Origin of the sequence: Halorhabdus utahensis DSM 12940 (assembly GCF_000023945.1) — an archaeon.
Lineage (GTDB): Archaea > Halobacteriota > Halobacteria > Halobacteriales > Haloarculaceae > Halorhabdus > Halorhabdus utahensis.
In genome coordinates this window covers 1,167,136-1,183,046 of record NC_013158.1, presented here as the reverse complement: position 1 = coordinate 1,183,046, position 15,911 = coordinate 1,167,136, and the positions used below count along the sequence as shown (strand labels likewise).

Below are 15,911 nucleotides of genomic sequence, written 5' to 3'. Positions count from 1 at the left end.
GATCGGTCTGACAGTGTTCGGGACGCTGGTCAGCCACGACCCAGTGGCGATCGTTTCCGACGGTCGGGCTGTTCCGGAAGAAAACACACTTCCCGGATGAGGGGGTAGTTCGGCACAATGATGGAGGGGCCCGGATGCGCGTGATCGTTGTCGGTGCCGGCGAGGTCGGGTCGAGCATCGCCGAAAGCCTGGCCGACGAACACGAAGTCGTCGTGGTCGACGTCGACGGTGATCGCGTCGAGGCGCTGACCTACGAACTGGACGTCCTGGCGATCGAGGGCGACGGCGCAGCGATCGAGACGTTAGAGGAGGCCGGCCTCGCGGCGGCCGAGCTGTTGATCGCCGTCACGGACGACGACGAGACCAACATCGTCTCCTGTGGGACCGCAAAGACCCTCGACGACGTCACGACCATCGCCCGCGTTCGCAATACCAAGTACTTAGACACCTGGGAGAACGCCGAGGGGGCGCTCGGCGTCGACGTCATGGTCGGGACGAACCTGCTCACCGCCCGGAAGATCGCCAGCATGATCGGCCTCCCGGCCGCCCGGGACGTCGACAGCTTCGCCGACGGTACGATCCAGATGGCCGAGTTCGAACTCGCCACGGGGAGTCCCGTCGCCGGACAGACCGTCGCCGAGGCCGACCGCTTCGACGATCTCACCTTCGCAGCGATCCTGTGTCCTGACGACGACGGCACCTGCGATGAGATCGTCGTTCCGCGGGGGGATACCCGGCTGTCGGCCGGCGACGAGGTGATCGTCATCGGGACCGACGAGGCGGTGACGGCGTTCAGCCACGCCGTCGCGCCGGACGACGACTACCACGACGTGTTGCTCGTCGGCGGGAGCTCAGTGGGTTACCAGACCGCACGCCTCCTCGAGGGTCGCGGGATCCGACCGAAGCTGATCGAACGCGACCCCGAACGCGCGCAGTTTCTCGCCGAGTCGCTCCCGAAGACGACGGTCCTTCAAGCGGATGCTACCGATCGGGACTTCCTCGAAAGCGAGAACATCGACGCCGTCGATGTCGTCGTCACGACCCTGGAGTCCGACGAGGCGAACCTGCTCGCGGGGCTGTTCGCCAAGCGACTGGGCGCCGATCGGGCGATCGCCGTCGTCGAGGAGGGCTCGTACGTCGACCTGTTCGAGACCGTCGGCATCGACGTGGCCGTCCAGCCCCGCGAGGTGGCTGCCGAGGAGATCACGCGGTTCACCCGCGAGGAACACGCCGAGAACGTGGCGATCATCGAGAGCGACCGGGCGGAAGTCATCGAGGTGGAGATCGACGACGAGAGCGTCTTTCACGACCGGACCATCCAGTCGGCCGCCGCGGACCTGCCCGACGGCGTCGTCGTGGGCGCGATCGTCCGCGATGGCGAGTTCGTCCGGCCCCGTGGGGACACCGTCGTCCACGCCGGCGACCACGTCGTCTTCTTCGTCGAGACGACCGCACTCGACGAGACGCTCGCAAAAATATGAACGGGCATCTCCGGGTCGACTGGCGGGCCAGTCTCTCGCTGACTGGGCGCGTGCTGCTCTATCTGGCGGTGCCGCTGACAATCCCCGTCATCACGGCGCTGATCTACGGCGAGGGGTGGCTCCCCTTCCTCGTCACCATCGTCGTGACGACGCTGCTCGGATACGGACTCTCCCAACTCGACGACGACCGGGACATCGGTGCACGCGAGGGCTTTTTGATGGTCGCGACGACGTGGCTCGCGGTCGCACTCGTCGGGACGCTCCCGTATCTGCTCGCGGAGCACGGCACGGCGTCGACGCTTAGCTGGCCCCAGGTCCCGAACGCGCTGTTCGAGTCGATGAGTGGGTTCACGACGACCGGGGCGACGGTCATGAAGAACATCGGCGTCGAGCACCACTCCCACGCGCTCCTGATCTGGCGACAGTTGACGCAGTGGCTCGGCGGGATGGGGATCGTCGTGCTCGCGGTCGCGATCCTGCCCGAACTCTCGGTCGGTGGGGCACAGCTGATGGACGCCGAAGCGCCCGGCCCCGGCATCGAGAAGCTCACGCCGCGGATCGCCGAGACGGCCCGGGTGCTGTGGATCGCCTACTTCGCCTTTACCGTCCTCGAAATGGCGCTTTTGTACGGCCTCCATCTCGCCGGCTTCGCCAAGGAGATGACGCTGTTCAACGCGATCTCGCATGGCCTGACGACGCTGCCGACCGGCGGGTTCTCGCCGGAGGCCTACTCGATCGAGGTGTTCTCGGCGGCCGTCCAATGGGCGATCATCCCGTTCATGGTCGTCGCCGGCACCAACTTCGCGCTGTTCTGGGGGCTGGTCCAGGGGAACCCCCGCTCGCTACTGGCGGACGAGGAGTTCCGATTTTACACCGGCGTGATGGCGTCTCTGACCGCCGTCGTCACGGTGGTGCTCTTCGTGGGATCGAGCCTCCCCGGTACTGTCGGTCTTGCGGGCGTCGAGCAGTCACTCCGGCACGGCCTCTTCCAGGTGGTCTCGATCGTCACCACCACGGGGTACGCGAGTTTCGACTTCAACGGCTGGACGACGACCGCCCAGTACCTGCTGCTCTTTGGGATGTTCCTCGGCGGCTCGGCAGGATCGACCGGCGGCGCGATCAAGATGGTCCGGTGGCTGGTGATCGCCAAGTCGATCAAGCGGGAACTGTTCACGACGGTCCATCCCGAGGCCGTCAAGCCCGTCCGACTCGGTGGCCGGGCGCTCGACGAGTCGGCGATCCGGGGGATCCACGCCTTCACGCTGCTGTACATTGCGCTGTTCTTCCTCAGCGTCGTCGTCCTGATGCTCGACGCCGGGCGGATCGGCATGGAACTGCAAGTGCTCGACGGCATGAGCGCGATCGCGGCGACCATCGGCAACGTCGGGCCGGGATTCGGCGCTGTCGGGCCGATGGAGAACTACCTCTCGTTCCCCTGGACCTCGAAATTCCTGATGGTCTTTCTGATGTGGATCGGCCGACTGGAGATCTTCCCCGTGCTCGTGCTGCTGACGCGGGCCTACTGGCGGTCCTAACGCCGGCCTCGTCTGTTTTTGGGATCGCACTCCGTCGCGACCCGGTCGACCGACTGTCACCGACCGGAAAGCCCTAACCCCTCCCCCGGATAGCCCCTGCCAATGCCGGTTATCGAGTGCGACCCGGCGGCCGCCCGCGAACGGCTGGAAGCCGCGGGCATCACCGTCGAGTCGGGCAACACCGATCACGAGCGCTGGCGGGCCGAATCGGGCGGAGCGACGGCCGTCGCCTACGAGGGAAAAGTCGTCGTGCAGGGCAGCGATCCGGGCAAACTGACCGGGGTCCTGACCGACGAGGGTGGTCGCGCGCACGTCTACGTCGACGGGGCCTCGCGTGGCAACCCCGGCCCGGCGGCCATCGGCTGGGTGATCCTCACCGGCGACGGCGGCATCGTCACCGAGGGGGGCAAACGCATCGGCTCGACGACCAACAACCGCGCGGAGTACGAGGCGCTGATCCACGCCCTTGAGATCGCCGCCGACTACGGCTTCGATTCCGTCGAAGTCCGCAGCGACTCCGAACTGGCCGTCCGCCAGGTTCGCGGTGAGTGGGACACGAACGATCCCGACCTCCGCGAGCGCCGCGTCCGGGTGCGGGAGCTGTTTCGCGAATTCGACGACTGGTCGATCGAACACGTCCCCCGGGAGATCAACGAGCGCGCCGATGCTCTCGCCAACGAGGCGTTCGAGGATGGGTAAGGAGGCGTTCGGGAATGGCTGAGAAGGATTCGACGGGCAGCGGTACGACGGCTGACGGGCTCCCGACCGACGTGATCGAGACAGTCGAGCGACTCACCCGCCACGCGCGTCGCGCCGACGAGGAACGCACCGCGGGGCTTCGGGACCGCCGTGACGAACTACTTGCCGAGCACGGCTTCGAGGCGCGCATCCGCTCGGAACGCGACGGCGACGTGCTGGTGTGTTATCCGACGGGATGGCTCGACGACGGCGAGGTCGTCTTCGACCGGATCGACGACCGTTCGCGCGCGGTTGAACGCCCGCTCGACCCCGAGACTGACGCGGACTGGGAGACGATTGACGCCGACAACCGCCGGATCGTCGACATGGTCGAGGAACGCTACGGCCCGGTACACGCCGCGAACGCGGCGGCGTTCGCCGATTTCATGAGCAACCATCACGCATTGCGGATCGCCGACGCGACCGCCGATCACGTCGCCGAGTTTCGCGCGGAATACTTCCCGCGCAACGCCTTCCCCGACGACGAGCAGCGAGCCGTCCTCTCGGAGTCACTCGAACACGTTTTCGAAGTGGTCGACGGCGAGGGCCCGCCGATCGAACGCGAAGCCGACGGCTCGGACGTGTGATAAAAAACGCCGACGCGAAGTGCGCCGACGAACTGGGATACGTCTGCGTCGTCCGGGACTGTCTCAGGCTGCGTCTTCGAGCAGCTCGCGGATGTCGTCGACGCGACCTTCCTCGGTCGTGATCTTGCCGAACTCCCAGGCCAGCTGTTCGAGGAGGACGTCGTAGCCGTTCTCGGTGAGGCTGTACTCGTTGGTCCGCTTGTCGAGTTCGCTCTTCTCGACGAGTTCCATCTCGACGAGGTCGTCGAGGTTGGGGTACAGTCGACCGTGGTTGACGTCGGAGTCGTAGTACGTCTCGAGTTCGCGCTTGACGGCGAGTCCGTATCGCGCTTCCTCAGCCAGAATAACGAGGATATTCTGCTGGAACGCACTGAGTTCTCGCGCGATGCTTGGAGTCACTACTTCGGTTTGTGCCTCTGACATACCTAAAGGAATGTCATCCGGACATTTAACCTTTGTTACCTGTGGTCGGAGACTCACGAAATATTTCGTCATCTTCTAATATCGGCGCTGCTGCCCTTACCGTCGCTTTCCGACCTGCTTTCTGTATCCGGTCACCTGAAAATACTGTTTCGAGCAGTGTCAGACGGTACCGACGGACGCCCGGCACACCCCTCAAGTTATCATAATTGATATCTGGGGTAACTTCGAGGTTTCACTCCCGACTCGAAAGGTCTTTTTGGTGGCCCCCGCCAGAGTTCAGGTGATGGTAAACCTCTTCGAAGCCCTCGAAGCGGGCCCGAACCCGCCCGAGGAGATCTACGCGGTCGTAGAGTGCCTGAAAGGCGAGCGTAACAAGTACGAGTACGACAAGGACTTGCCCGGTGTCGTCCTCGATCGCGTCCTGCACAGCAACGTCCACTATCCCAGTGACTACGGGTTCATCCCGCAGTCTCATTACGACGACGACGATCCCCTGGACGTCCTCGTACTCGTCGAGGACCAGACGTTCCCGGGCTGTGTCATCGAGGCGCGGCCGGTCGCGCTCATGAAGATGGACGACGACGGCGAACAGGACGACAAGGTCATCGCCGTCCCGACCGAGGACCCCCGCTACGACCACATCGAGGACCTCGAGGACATCCCCTCCCAGCAACTGGACGAGATCGACGAGTTCTTCGAGACCTACAAGAACCTCGAGGAGGGCAAGGAAGTCGAGACGCTGGGCTGGGAGGACGCGGCCGCCGCCCGGGACGCCATCGAGCACTCCCGCGAGCTCTACGAGGAGAAGATCGCCGAGTAACGCCCCGCTCGGACGGCCCGCCCGATTCCTGCGGGTTATACCCCGCCGCTGTGGCCATGCGGTATAATTATGGGTAATTATTTGGGTGCGCCGACCCTTGATTTGACTGTGATGGCTACCGAACGCCCGGCGATCGGGATCGCCCACTACACGGTCGTCCCCGAGAACTTCAAACCGGCCGATCCAGCACCTGAGTCAGTGGAAAACTCCGCTGACCGGGACGGCTGAGATCGCAAACGTTGCCGGTGTCGCGGTTACCCGTCGGCCTCGGCCGCGAGAAGAACCTTCTTGTGTCAGTCCACAGTATCGCGATATATGGGTCTATTCGATCGGATACGCGGCGACGACGATCCCCGCGTCGCCTTCTTCGGTATCGACGGCGTCCCGTACAGCCTGATCGCCGAACACGACGAGGAGTTCGAACACCTGAACGCCCTGGCTGCCGAGGGCGCGGGTGGAGCCATCGACAGCATCGTCCCGCCGGAGTCGAGTGCCTGCTGGCCGTCGCTGACGACCGGCGTCAATCCCGGCGAGACCGGCGTCTACGGCTTCCAGGATCGGGAGATCGGCTCCGCGGAGACGTACGTCCCGATGGGGCGTGACGTCCAGGCCACGCGGCTGTGGGACCGCGTCCAGTCGGCCGGCCGGGACGCCACCGTGATGAACGTCCCTGTCACGTTCCCACCACAGCGTGACGTCCAGCGGATGGTCTCGGGTTTTCTCTCACCTGGCGTCGAGGAGGCCGCCTACCCGGACGAACTTCGGGAGACGTTGGAGGGACTGGAGTACCGCATAGACGTCAATGCCAAACTCGGGCACGACGAGGACAAGACTGACTTCCTCGACGATGCATACGAAACCCTCGAAAAACGCTTCGAGGCGTTCAAACACTACATCACGCAAGACGACTGGGATCTGTTTTTCGGCGTCTTCATGACGACCGATCGGGTCAATCACTTCCTGTTCAAACACTACGAGGAAGACGGCGAGTACAAGGAGGAATTCATCGAGTTCTACCGCACGGTCGACGAGTATCTGGGTGAACTTGGGGCGCTGCTGGATGACGACGTGACGATGATGGTTGCCAGCGATCACGGCTTTACCAGCCTCGATTATGAGGTCCATCTGAACGAGTGGCTCCAGGAGGAAGGCTGGCTCGCCTTCGATACGGACGACCCCGAGGAACTCGGCGACCTCGATGCGTCGACGAAAGCCTACTCACTGATCCCCGGTCGGTTCTACATCAACCTGGAGGAACGGGAAGCCAACGGTGGGGTCCCCGAGGACGATTACGAGGCGGTTCGGGCCGACCTCAGGGAGAAGCTAGAGGGCCTCGAAGGCCCCGATGGCCGGCCGGTGGCCGACCGCGTCGTCACCAAGGAGGACGCCTTTCGCGGCGACCACGACGACATCGCGCCCGACCTGGTCGTGATCCCGAACCACGGCTTCGATCTGAAGGCCGGATTCAAGGGGAGCGAGGCGGTCTTCGGGACCGGGCCGCGAAACGGCATGCACAGTTTCGACAACGCCTGTCTGTTCGTCGAGGACGACGACGCCAGGATCTCCGGCGCGGACCTGTACGATATCGCGCCGACGATCCTCTCGCTGATGGACGTCGACTACGACCGGACCGAATTCGACGGGTCGAGTCTGGTCTAGGCGGTCGCCCCGCACCTTTTTGCGCCGACACCGCGTACGCACGGCTGGATGGACCTGGATCTGGATCCGACGGTGGCCGAGTCGCTGTCGGCCGAGGCCGAGCGGCGCGGGTTCGAGACGACCGAGGCGTACGTCCGCTGGCTGCTCGAACACCGCCAGTCAGTCCTGCAGCCGCCCGGCGAGCGTATCGAGGCGCGTCTCGAACAGCTGGAGGGTCGCATCGAGTCACTCACCCTGGCGCTACAGGAGGGGAATCTCGAACAATCACCGCCGTCGACGCCGAGTTCCGAGCCCTCGGACTGGATCGACGCATCTCGGGAGGCTGACACGTGGGACGACACCGGGACTGATGTGGCGGGCACCGAGCGGGAGACGGACGCGACCGGGACTGCGCCGACGGCCCGGGAACCAGACGCCAACGCCGATGCCGACGTCCCCGAGGATGCCGCTGGGGACGAGGGTGGATTCGCGTTCGGTGACCAAGCGGACGACGAGGCAACGACCGATGATTCCGTCTCGGAGTTCGCCTATTCGGACGACCTCGAACCGCCCGATGGGGGAGACGAGGCGACCGACGCGCCGGCCAGCGAACCCGAGGACGGAGCCGACGACGACGAGATCGCCGATGCCATCGCGGACATCGACATCGACGAGAGTGAGACGGACGCCGAGAGTGACGACACTGACGACCCTGAACCCACCGAGGAGTCGTAGTAAGTCAGAGCGACGCGCCCCCTGTTTCAGAAGAGGTCTTCGAGTTCGTCGTTCTGGAACGTCGCCGCCGGCTCGGCCTGCTGTTCGGTGGCTTGCTCGTAGGCTTCGGCGGCCCGGTCGAGAAACGCCTGGAGTCGGTTCGAACGCTCGACGCCGCCGAGCAACACCAGCGCGGCGAGTCGATCGCTCTCGAGCGGGAAGTCACCGCCACGGACTTCGAGGCTGCCGGTCTCGTCTTCGAGCCAGCTCCGGGCGCGTTCGACGCCCTTCCGGGAGATGCGTTCCGGCTGGCCCGCAATAACGAGCAGCGCCGTTTCGGCTTTGACGGCGTTGGGGAGGCTGGTCCCGGTCAGGAGGGCGTTGCGGGCCAGACTCGTGATCGTATTGATATTCTCGGCGCTGTCCTCGCTGGCTTTGGCGCTGGCGTAGCCGAGGGCGGCAATCCCGCCCGGGCGGAGCGTGTTGATGACTTCGCTGGAGTCGACGACGCTCTCGCCAACCCCGTCGATCACTTCCCCGGACGCCAGCAACAGCCCGACCCGCTGGGCGATCTGCTGGTTGATCGTCTCGAAGCCCTCCTCGACGCTTTCGTCGGCGCTCTGCCAGGCGTCGTTGTCGATCAGCAGCGTCGCGTCGGCCTCGCGGGCGACCGTCTTGAGCGATCGGCCGGCGTTGGCCTGATAGATCGACCCCTCGCTGCGACCGGGGAGGATGCCGAGGACGTACACCGGGACGTCGTAGATCCGCTTGAGTTCCTTCGCCAGGACGGGCGCGCCGCCGCTGCCGGTCCCGCCGCCCAGTCCGGCGACGACGAAGATACCCTCGGCCTGGGAGGTGATCCGGCCGTCGAGCCCGTCGAGTACCTCGGTGGCTGCACTCTGCATGATCTCCGCGCCGAGTTCGTTGTCGCCGCCGACCCCGTGGCCCTTGACCCGATCCTGGCCGATCAACATCGTGTCGATATCGAGCGGCTGGAGGTCCGCCTCGGCGGTGTTGACCGCGAGTGCGTCCCGGATCGCGTCGAATCCCATCTCGTAATCGTACGAAGCCAGTGCCTGGGTGAGTTTTCCCCCGGCTTGGCCGAGACCAATCAGGACGACCTTCATACCCAGGGGTTAGCGTACTGCCTATTCAAACCTTGTGACAGTTCGGCGGTGGTTCTGCCCCGGTCATCGTCCGGCAACAGGATCGCCGGTGGCGACGCCCCCTTGTAGGGCCCGGACATAGGAGGGGTATGCTTGCAGCTGTGGACGCTGAGGATCACGACGCCACGACGCTCCGTCGTGTCTACGAGGACGAGCTTGCCGACGTCGTCGAAACGGTGAGTGAAGACGCCGTCGTCGAGGGCACGTCACTCGACGCTGAGACGGTCCGTGGACTCGCCGACGCGGAATCGCCAGCACTCACACTCACGGAGGCGGCGGACGTGTTCGCCCTCTCGGCCGATCGTGACGCCGACGCCATCGCCGCCGAGGCGCGCGATCGGCTGTTGCTCGAACTGTCGAGTGCAGTGCTGGACGTCGATGCGCTCGCCCAGGGGCTCGATAGCGACGCGACGCCGAAGGAACTCCAGGCAAAGATGGAGGGGCGACACCCGATGACGCTCGCCGAATACGCCGAGATCCGTGCGTTCGTCGCGGGGAAGCTGTGACTCGCGTCGCCGTTCTGGGGTGTGGCTACGTCGGGTGTGAACTCGCCCGCCAACTCGGCGACGCCGGCCATCACGTCGTCGGGGTTCGTCGTTCCAAGTCGGGGCTGGCGGCGGTCGAAGCAGCGGGGGCCGACCCCGTCCGCGCCGACGTGACGGACGGTGACTCCCTGGCATCTGTCCCGGACGTCGAGTGGATCGTCTTCGCCGCGAGTGCCGGCGGGCGGGACGCCGACGCTGCTCGGGAGACCTACGTCGAAGGGCTCCGGACGGCGATCGATCACTTCGCCGACCGCGATAGCCCTCCCGATCGGTTCGTCTACACGTCGAGTACGGGCGTCTACGGCGACCACGATGGGGAGTGGGTCGACGAGGAGACCGCCATCGACCCCGGCGACGAGCGGACCGAGATCTTGGCCGAGGCCGAACGACTCGCCCGTGACCGCCCGCCGGCCGGCGTCGACGGGACGGTCGCCCGGTTCGCCGGCTTGTACGGCCCCGATCGCTACCGCCTGCAACGCTATCTCGACGGTCCCGTCACGGCCGGCGTGCTCAACATGGTTCATCGTGACGATGCCGCCGGTGCGGTCCGGTTCCTGCTCGAACGTGATCGCGGCCGCGGCGCGATCGTCAACCTCGTCGACGACGAACCGGTCGAGAAGTGGGGCTTCGCCGACTGGCTGGCCGAGCAGGCTGGCGTCGAATTTCCGCCGAAACAGACGGTCGAGCAGCGACTCGCCGACGTCGACAGTACGTCCACCCGTCGGCGGATCCGGGCGACCAAGCGCGTCAGCAACGAGCGCCTTCGCGAGTACGGCTATGAGTTCGCGTTCCCGACCTATCGTGCGGGATATCGAGCTGCGATCGATCGCTTTCGGACGGACGAGACGGACCCGTGACGCTGTCTCCCTGAGAGGGGTTCTCTCGGACTGCAACGAGGCCCCTCCGCTGCTCGGCCCCACGTTTGGGATGATCGCGTGGGTGTATTCGCTTTCTCTGGCACGATCGCGTGGGTGCATTTGTTTTAACTCGAATCAAAATATTGGTGGGTGTGGTTGCCGAACCTTCTTAACAGATCGGCGAGACAATCATCTCTATGTCGGTCCCGGGCCCCGCTGTCGGCGGTACTGTCGCACAGGCGGGTTTGAGAGACGCACTCGATCGCGTCACCGCGGAGCCGTTGCTCGCCGTCGCCGCGGTCGTGGTCGTCCTTGTCGTGCTCATCGGTCTTGCCTTCTTCGTCCGTCGACAGCGGCGAACGCCTGGCCAACGCCTCCGCCGGATCCTGGCGGACCACGATCGGGTGAGCGTCCTGATGCATCCGAACCCCGATCCGGACGCGATGGCGGCCGCCCAGGGCGTCGCCGAACTCGCGGCGGCCGTCGATACCGAACCGGCTCTCCAGCACGCCGGCCAGATCCGCCATCAGGAGAACCGTGCGTTCGAAACGGTCCTCGATCTCGATCTCGAACAGATCGAGACGGCGGGGGACATCGACGCCGACGCGGTCGTCCTCGTCGACCACAACGAAGCGCGCGGATTCCCCGGCGCAGACGGGATCTCACCCGTCGCCGTTATCGACCATCATCCCGGTGACGGAAACGGAACGGCGCTCACTGACGTCCGAACCGAGTACGGCGCGTGCGCGACGATCGTCGCCGAGTACTTCGAAGAGCAGGGGATCGAGCCGGGATCCACCGATTCCGACGGGACCGAGGGTGCATGCACGCTCTCGCCGCCCGTCGCGACGGGGTTGCTCTACGGCATTCAAGCTGACACCAATCACCTCACGACAGGGTGTTCTCCGGCCGAGTTCGTCGCTGCATCGTATCTCTATCCGGGGATCGACGAGGAGTTGCTCGATCGCATCGCCAACCCGGAGGTCGATACCGAAGTTCTCGACGTGAAAGCGCGGGCGATCACCGAACGGGATGTCCGGGGTGCCTTCGCCTGCAGCGACGTCGGGACGCTCTCGAACGTCGATGCCATCCCACAGGCGGCCGACGAACTCCTCCGACTCGAAGGCGTGACGGCCATCGTCGTCCTGGGGGACGTCGAGGACACACTCCATCTCTCCGGGCGGTCCCGGGACGACCGTGTTCATATGGGCAAAGCCCTCCAGGCCGCCGTCGAGGACATCCCGATGGCCGAGGCCGGTGGACACGCCCGCATGGGCGGGGGCCAGGTTAGCGTCGAACACATGAACGGCCTCGGGCCGGGCGAGGGCGTGACGCGCGCGGACCTCCACGAACGGCTGTTCGAGGCGATGACCGGTGATCGGCAGTGATACGATCGTCCGTCAATGAACAGCCGTCTCAGCGGCCGCGGCTCACTCTTCGAACGGGTGGTGGCCGGCTCAGCCCACTTGTTTCCACTCGCGACCACACCCCGGACAGACCCGGACCGACCCGACTTCCTCCGGGTCGTTTTCCGTCGTCAACTCCTCCTCACATTCGACACACTGTAACCGCTCGTAGGTGTCCTTCTCCAGATCCCCGGATCGCAGCCCCTTCCTGACAGATTCCATACGAAGTCGTATGCGACCATGTGACAAAAAGCCCGCGCTCGCGCCCGGTGGCGGGTGACCCGGCGAAACCGGCGGCTGTCGGTCCCTTTTTTGATCTCCCGCCCCCATGGGTCATGAATGGAGTACGTCCAGGAACGGATCGCCACCCTCCACGACTTCGATGGTGCCACACCTTCGGCCCCGGCTGATCGCTCCGCGGTCGTCGTCCCGATGATGGCTCGCGATCGCGCCAGCCTGGCCGCCGAACGTGTCTTCTCGACGCTGGAAGCTGTCGACCCCAAGCGGGTGATCGTTGCGCTCCGTGCCGACCCCGACCGGGTTGCTGCGGTCGCGCAGTGGCTGTCCTCGTTCGATCTCCCGCTGGAAACCCTCTGGTGTAGTGCGCCTGCTGTCGCCTCTGCCCTGACGGAAGCCGGCCTGGACGGATCTGACGGGAAGGGCCGGGACGTCTGGCTCGCGCTGGGGGTCGCTGCCGAGCGCGCCGAGTACGTCGTCGTCCACGACGCCGACGCGGAGAACTACGCACCCACGCACGTCCCCCGCCTGCTCTTCCCGCTCGCACAGGGCTATGACTTCACCAAGGCGTACTACGCCCGCGTCGAGAACGACCGGCTGTACGGTCGGCTCTTCCGGCTCTTTTACGTGCCACTGGTTCGAGCGCTCGCTGAATCCCACGACGCGTCTATCCTCGAGTATTTCGGGGCGTTCCGGTATGCCCTCGCAGGGGAGTTCGCCGCAACGAGCGAGCTCGTCCGGGAGCTGCGACCGCCGCGCGGATGGGGTCTCGAAGTCGGCACACTCGGAGACGCCTTCCAGTCGGCCGGGTTCGACAACTCGGCGCAGGTCGATCTCGGCGTGCACGAACACGATCACCGCGCCGTCGGCGGTCCGGAGGGGCTCGGCAACATGGCCCGGGAGGTCGCCGCGGCGCTCTTTCGCGCGCTGGAAGCAAACGGCGTCACTCCCGACTACGCGTCCCTGCCGGACCGATACCGGACGGCGGCCCAGACGGCCGTCGAGCAGTACGCCACCGACGCCGCGTTCAACGGTCTCACCTACGATCGGGCGAACGAGCGGACACAGGTCGACGAATATGCGAGGTCGATCGAGCCGCCGGGCGAGGACGACCGGCTGCCGGCCTGGGCCCGGACGAGTCTCGATCCAGCACAGATCGCGACGCTCGCCACTGAATCACTTGCGGAACACCGAACGTGATCCGGCTCCTGGCTCACCCGTCGAGCTAAGTGGTGGGGACCACATCCTCCGATATGGATCTGTCCGCGGACGACCTGGCCGGCGTCGTCGACCTCTTCGGGGCACTGCCCCCGGCGACGCTTCGAGCGGCCCTCGCGGAACTCGCGTTCAAGCGCGGTGCGGATCGGCCCCCCGCCGAGTTCGAACCTGCCGTCGAGTCCGCCATCGAGTCGTATCACCTACTTAGACTCCCCGGCGACCCGCCGCTGCTCGTGGCCGGCCCCGTCGCGTTTCCCACGCTGCCGGAGGGGGCTCGCGACCTCCCGCACATTCTGGACGTGCCCGAGCGATCGATCGATCCCGAACGGCGTGGCACGGCTGCGGAAAAGCGGTTCAGAAGTGACGCCAGCCAGGCCGTCGCATCGAACGATCACGACCGCATCGAAACCCTGCTGGACGTGAGTTACGAACTCGAAGCCTGGGCACCTGTCGACCTCGCCGAGACCCGCGATCGACTCGATGATGCCCTCGAAGGAAACAACCATGATTGACCGTCGATCGAATTAAGAGTCAGGGCGTCGTTCGTTTCAGTATGGATCTCGGTCCCGTCGCCGCCCACGACCCCGCGAGCGTGACGGCTCCGCGTGAAGCCGCGGTGCTCGTCGGGATCGTCGAGAGGCCCGCCGGGACGCACCTGTTGTTCACCCGGCGGGCCGATCATCTGGAGGACCATCCCGGACAGATGAGCTTTCCGGGTGGGGGCTCCGAGCCGGTCGACGCCGACCTCTCGGAGACGGCGTTGCGGGAGGCCCGCGAGGAGGTCGGCCTCGAGCCGTCGGAGGCGACGATCGTCGGCCGACTCGACGACATCAGGACTGTCAGCGAGTATTCGATCCGGCCGTTCGTGGGGCACGTTCCCGATCGGTCGTATGAACCGAACGACGGCGAAGTCGCGGAGATTGCCGTTCTATCGGTCGATGCCTTGACCGATCCAGCGAACTACGAGACGGAGTGTCGCGACCATCCGGACCACGGCTCCGTCCAGCTCCATTACTTCCACGTCGGGGACTACACAGTCTGGGGAGCGACAGCACGGATTCTGACCCAACTCCTCGAACTCTCGACCGAGTGGCGTGTCCCACGGACGCTCGATTGTCAGCCCGAGACAAACCCGCCGGCGTGATTCTGGGTGACGGTTATCGGCCGCTGTGTCGAGGCGTGCTCACTACGCTTCGGTTTCGGCGTCACCATCTCCGTCACTGTCGCCACCGTCTTCGCTCTCACTGCCACTATCGCCTTCGCTGTCACCATCGCCTTCGCCGTCACCATCGCCTTCGCTCTCACTGTCGCCACCGTTTTCGGAATCGGTTTCGATTTCGCTGGTTGGCGCTTCGGGCTCGTCGTGCTCGTTTTCGTCGGTGACCGCAACGGTCGTCCCGCCGTCGCGTTTCGGGATCCGGACCTGGAGTGTGCCGTTCTCCTGTAGTGTCGCCGTCGCACCCTCGCCGTCGATCGCCGCGTCGGGCGGCAGCGTCACGTGGCCGTCGAGCGTCAATCCCCGGCCGGGGAACCGCATCTCGAAGCCCTCCCGTGGCTCGCGGAATCGGTCGAGTCTGACTTCGACCGTCCGGCCCGACAACTGCACCTGGACGTCGCTGGTTGTCGCGTCCGGGGCGTCGAAGACCGCGAGATAGGCGTCGTCGCTTTCCAGCAGGTCGACCAGAAGCGGCGTCCGTTCCTGGGCTTTGCTGACGGCCCGGCCCACGCTTTCGATGACGGTCTCACCGATCTCTTCGGTGAACTCGCGGAGTTGGTTCATGTATGCCCCCGTTAGGCCGGCGTCTCCTTAGCCGTTGTGCCCGCGGTGAGCCGACAGAAAACACCGGCGGTCAGAGAGACCGCCCTGGCCGATACCACTCGCCTCATCGAAAGGCGTATTCGCGCCGTCACAATCCGCCGGGGACGCGACATCACTGCGGGCTCCGATCGCCCCTTGATCACCGGGCCCACAAGTGCTCGTACAACGATACGATACCGACCCCGTACGGAACACAGATCCAGAATAGTACCGCGTAGGTGTTGAACGCACCAGTGGCCGAAGCGATCGCGCCAGCGAGCAACGCGATGACGGTCACGACGATCATCCCCATCGCCAACCAGCGTGAACCGGTCGCTCCGTCCATCTCTTCGGGTGTCGCTTCTTCGTCTTCGATAGGTGTCCGGCCTTCGGACGCGGGTTCAGGCGACGGGACCAACGAAAACACCCCGCCTGCCATGATTCCGAGTATCCCGATGCTCGCCGCCGGACCGATCGACAACCCCGACAGGTCGAGGATGGCCGGTCTGATCCCGCCACCCCAGAGACCGACGCCCAGCAGCACAGTGGGTATCAGCCAGTACCCGACCAGCGCCAGTATTGGCTCCCGCTGTCGCCGTTCGTCACTCATGTGTGAATGGTTCTGCCGACCCACGAAAAGCGTTTATAAAATAATTTCGGTCGTGCTCGAAGAGTGCGTCGCCCTGCCACAGACCTGTGCGGCCCCGGGGCTTGTCTCTCACCCTGGCTTGACGCTGCTGGCCCACAC

18 protein-coding genes are annotated in these 15,911 nt (G+C 65.3%); 13 read left to right on the top strand and 5 right to left on the bottom strand.

The window, feature by feature from the left end; translation table 11 throughout:
* Positions 1–134: 134 nt before the first annotated feature.
* From trkA to HUTA_RS05880, 4 genes are all read left to right on the top strand, one after another.
* Positions 135–1,481, top strand: coding sequence for a Trk system potassium transporter TrkA (gene trkA, locus HUTA_RS05895; RefSeq protein WP_015788960.1), 1,347 nt, complete (start codon positions 135–137; stop codon positions 1,479–1,481).
* Positions 1,478–3,016, top strand: a complete 1,539-nt coding sequence (locus tag HUTA_RS05890) for a TrkH family potassium uptake protein (protein ID WP_015788959.1) — start codon at positions 1,478–1,480, stop codon at positions 3,014–3,016. Before trkA ends, HUTA_RS05890 begins: the two co-directional genes overlap by 4 nt.
* Positions 3,017–3,118: 102 nt before the next feature.
* The gene (gene rnhA, locus HUTA_RS05885; protein ID WP_015788958.1) at positions 3,119–3,715 is read left to right on the top strand and encodes a ribonuclease HI; all 597 of its coding nucleotides are present in this window, start codon (positions 3,119–3,121) and stop codon (positions 3,713–3,715) included.
* Positions 3,716–3,729: 14 nt separating this feature from the next.
* Positions 3,730–4,341: a DUF7108 family protein gene (locus tag HUTA_RS05880; protein ID WP_015788957.1), complete on the top strand. Its 612-nt coding sequence runs from the start codon at positions 3,730–3,732 to the stop codon at positions 4,339–4,341.
* Positions 4,342–4,404: 63 nt separating this feature from the next.
* On the opposite strand, the gene HUTA_RS05875 is transcribed toward HUTA_RS05880, so the two are convergent.
* Positions 4,405–4,764 (bottom strand): PadR family transcriptional regulator, encoded by a 360-nt coding sequence (locus HUTA_RS05875; protein ID WP_015788956.1) that lies wholly within the window; start codon positions 4,762–4,764, stop codon positions 4,405–4,407.
* A gap of 283 nt (positions 4,765–5,047) precedes the next feature.
* Here HUTA_RS05875 and HUTA_RS05870 point away from each other — a divergent pair, with 283 nt between their 5' ends.
* The 3 genes from HUTA_RS05870 (at position 5,048) to HUTA_RS05860 (ending at position 7,957) form a co-directional block, all read left to right on the top strand.
* Positions 5,048–5,584: an inorganic diphosphatase gene (locus HUTA_RS05870; RefSeq protein WP_015788955.1), complete on the top strand. Its 537-nt coding sequence runs from the start codon at positions 5,048–5,050 to the stop codon at positions 5,582–5,584.
* A 315-nt stretch (positions 5,585–5,899) separates the two neighbouring features.
* Positions 5,900–7,243 (top strand): alkaline phosphatase family protein, encoded by a 1,344-nt coding sequence (locus HUTA_RS05865; RefSeq protein WP_015788953.1) that lies wholly within the window; start codon positions 5,900–5,902, stop codon positions 7,241–7,243.
* Positions 7,244–7,291: 48 nt separating this feature from the next.
* The gene (locus tag HUTA_RS05860) at positions 7,292–7,957 is read left to right on the top strand and encodes a hypothetical protein (protein WP_015788952.1); all 666 of its coding nucleotides are present in this window, start codon (positions 7,292–7,294) and stop codon (positions 7,955–7,957) included.
* Between the two features lie 26 nt (positions 7,958–7,983).
* On the opposite strand, the gene HUTA_RS05855 is transcribed toward HUTA_RS05860, so the two are convergent.
* The gene (locus HUTA_RS05855) at positions 7,984–9,063 is read right to left on the bottom strand and encodes a tubulin/FtsZ family protein (RefSeq protein WP_015788951.1); all 1,080 of its coding nucleotides are present in this window, start codon (positions 9,061–9,063) and stop codon (positions 7,984–7,986) included.
* A 128-nt stretch (positions 9,064–9,191) separates the two neighbouring features.
* Here HUTA_RS05855 and HUTA_RS05850 point away from each other — a divergent pair, with 128 nt between their 5' ends.
* The 3 genes from HUTA_RS05850 to HUTA_RS05840 all read left to right on the top strand — a co-directional run bounded on the left by HUTA_RS05850 (position 9,192) and on the right by HUTA_RS05840 (position 11,892).
* Positions 9,192–9,608: a DUF5791 family protein gene (locus tag HUTA_RS05850; protein ID WP_015788950.1), complete on the top strand. Its 417-nt coding sequence runs from the start codon at positions 9,192–9,194 to the stop codon at positions 9,606–9,608.
* Positions 9,605–10,504: an SDR family oxidoreductase gene (locus HUTA_RS05845; RefSeq protein ID WP_015788949.1), complete on the top strand. Its 900-nt coding sequence runs from the start codon at positions 9,605–9,607 to the stop codon at positions 10,502–10,504. Before HUTA_RS05850 ends, HUTA_RS05845 begins: the two co-directional genes overlap by 4 nt.
* Before the next feature lie 197 nt (positions 10,505–10,701).
* Entirely contained in the window at positions 10,702–11,892 is a 1,191-nt protein-coding gene (locus tag HUTA_RS05840) for a DHH family phosphoesterase (RefSeq protein WP_015788948.1), read from the top strand.
* A gap of 69 nt (positions 11,893–11,961) precedes the next feature.
* Here the strand turns inward: HUTA_RS05840 and HUTA_RS15545 are convergent, their stop codons facing one another.
* Positions 11,962–12,132 carry an HVO_0758 family zinc finger protein gene (locus HUTA_RS15545; protein ID WP_015788947.1) on the bottom strand — a complete coding sequence of 57 codons (171 nt, stop codon included), beginning with the start codon at positions 12,130–12,132 and terminating at the stop codon, positions 11,962–11,964.
* A 117-nt stretch (positions 12,133–12,249) separates the two neighbouring features.
* Here HUTA_RS15545 and HUTA_RS05835 point away from each other — a divergent pair, with 117 nt between their 5' ends.
* The 3 genes from HUTA_RS05835 to HUTA_RS05825 are packed head-to-tail and all read left to right on the top strand — an operon-like array spanning position 12,250 to position 14,509.
* On the top strand, positions 12,250–13,347 hold the full coding sequence (locus tag HUTA_RS05835; RefSeq protein ID WP_015788946.1) for a glycosyltransferase family protein: 1,098 nt from the start codon (positions 12,250–12,252) through the stop codon (positions 13,345–13,347).
* Between the two features lie 53 nt (positions 13,348–13,400).
* Positions 13,401–13,877, top strand: a complete 477-nt coding sequence (locus HUTA_RS05830) for a DUF7109 family protein (protein WP_015788945.1) — start codon at positions 13,401–13,403, stop codon at positions 13,875–13,877.
* Between the two features lie 41 nt (positions 13,878–13,918).
* Positions 13,919–14,509, top strand: a complete 591-nt coding sequence (locus tag HUTA_RS05825; protein ID WP_015788944.1) for an NUDIX hydrolase — start codon at positions 13,919–13,921, stop codon at positions 14,507–14,509.
* A 42-nt stretch (positions 14,510–14,551) separates the two neighbouring features.
* On the opposite strand, the gene HUTA_RS05820 is transcribed toward HUTA_RS05825, so the two are convergent.
* Together HUTA_RS05820 and HUTA_RS05815 are read right to left on the bottom strand one after the other, a co-directional pair.
* Positions 14,552–15,145 (bottom strand): Hsp20/alpha crystallin family protein, encoded by a 594-nt coding sequence (locus HUTA_RS05820; protein ID WP_015788943.1) that lies wholly within the window; start codon positions 15,143–15,145, stop codon positions 14,552–14,554.
* Positions 15,146–15,323: 178 nt separating this feature from the next.
* Positions 15,324–15,773: a hypothetical protein gene (locus tag HUTA_RS05815; protein ID WP_015788942.1), complete on the bottom strand. Its 450-nt coding sequence runs from the start codon at positions 15,771–15,773 to the stop codon at positions 15,324–15,326.
* Positions 15,774–15,911 lie beyond the last annotated feature (138 nt).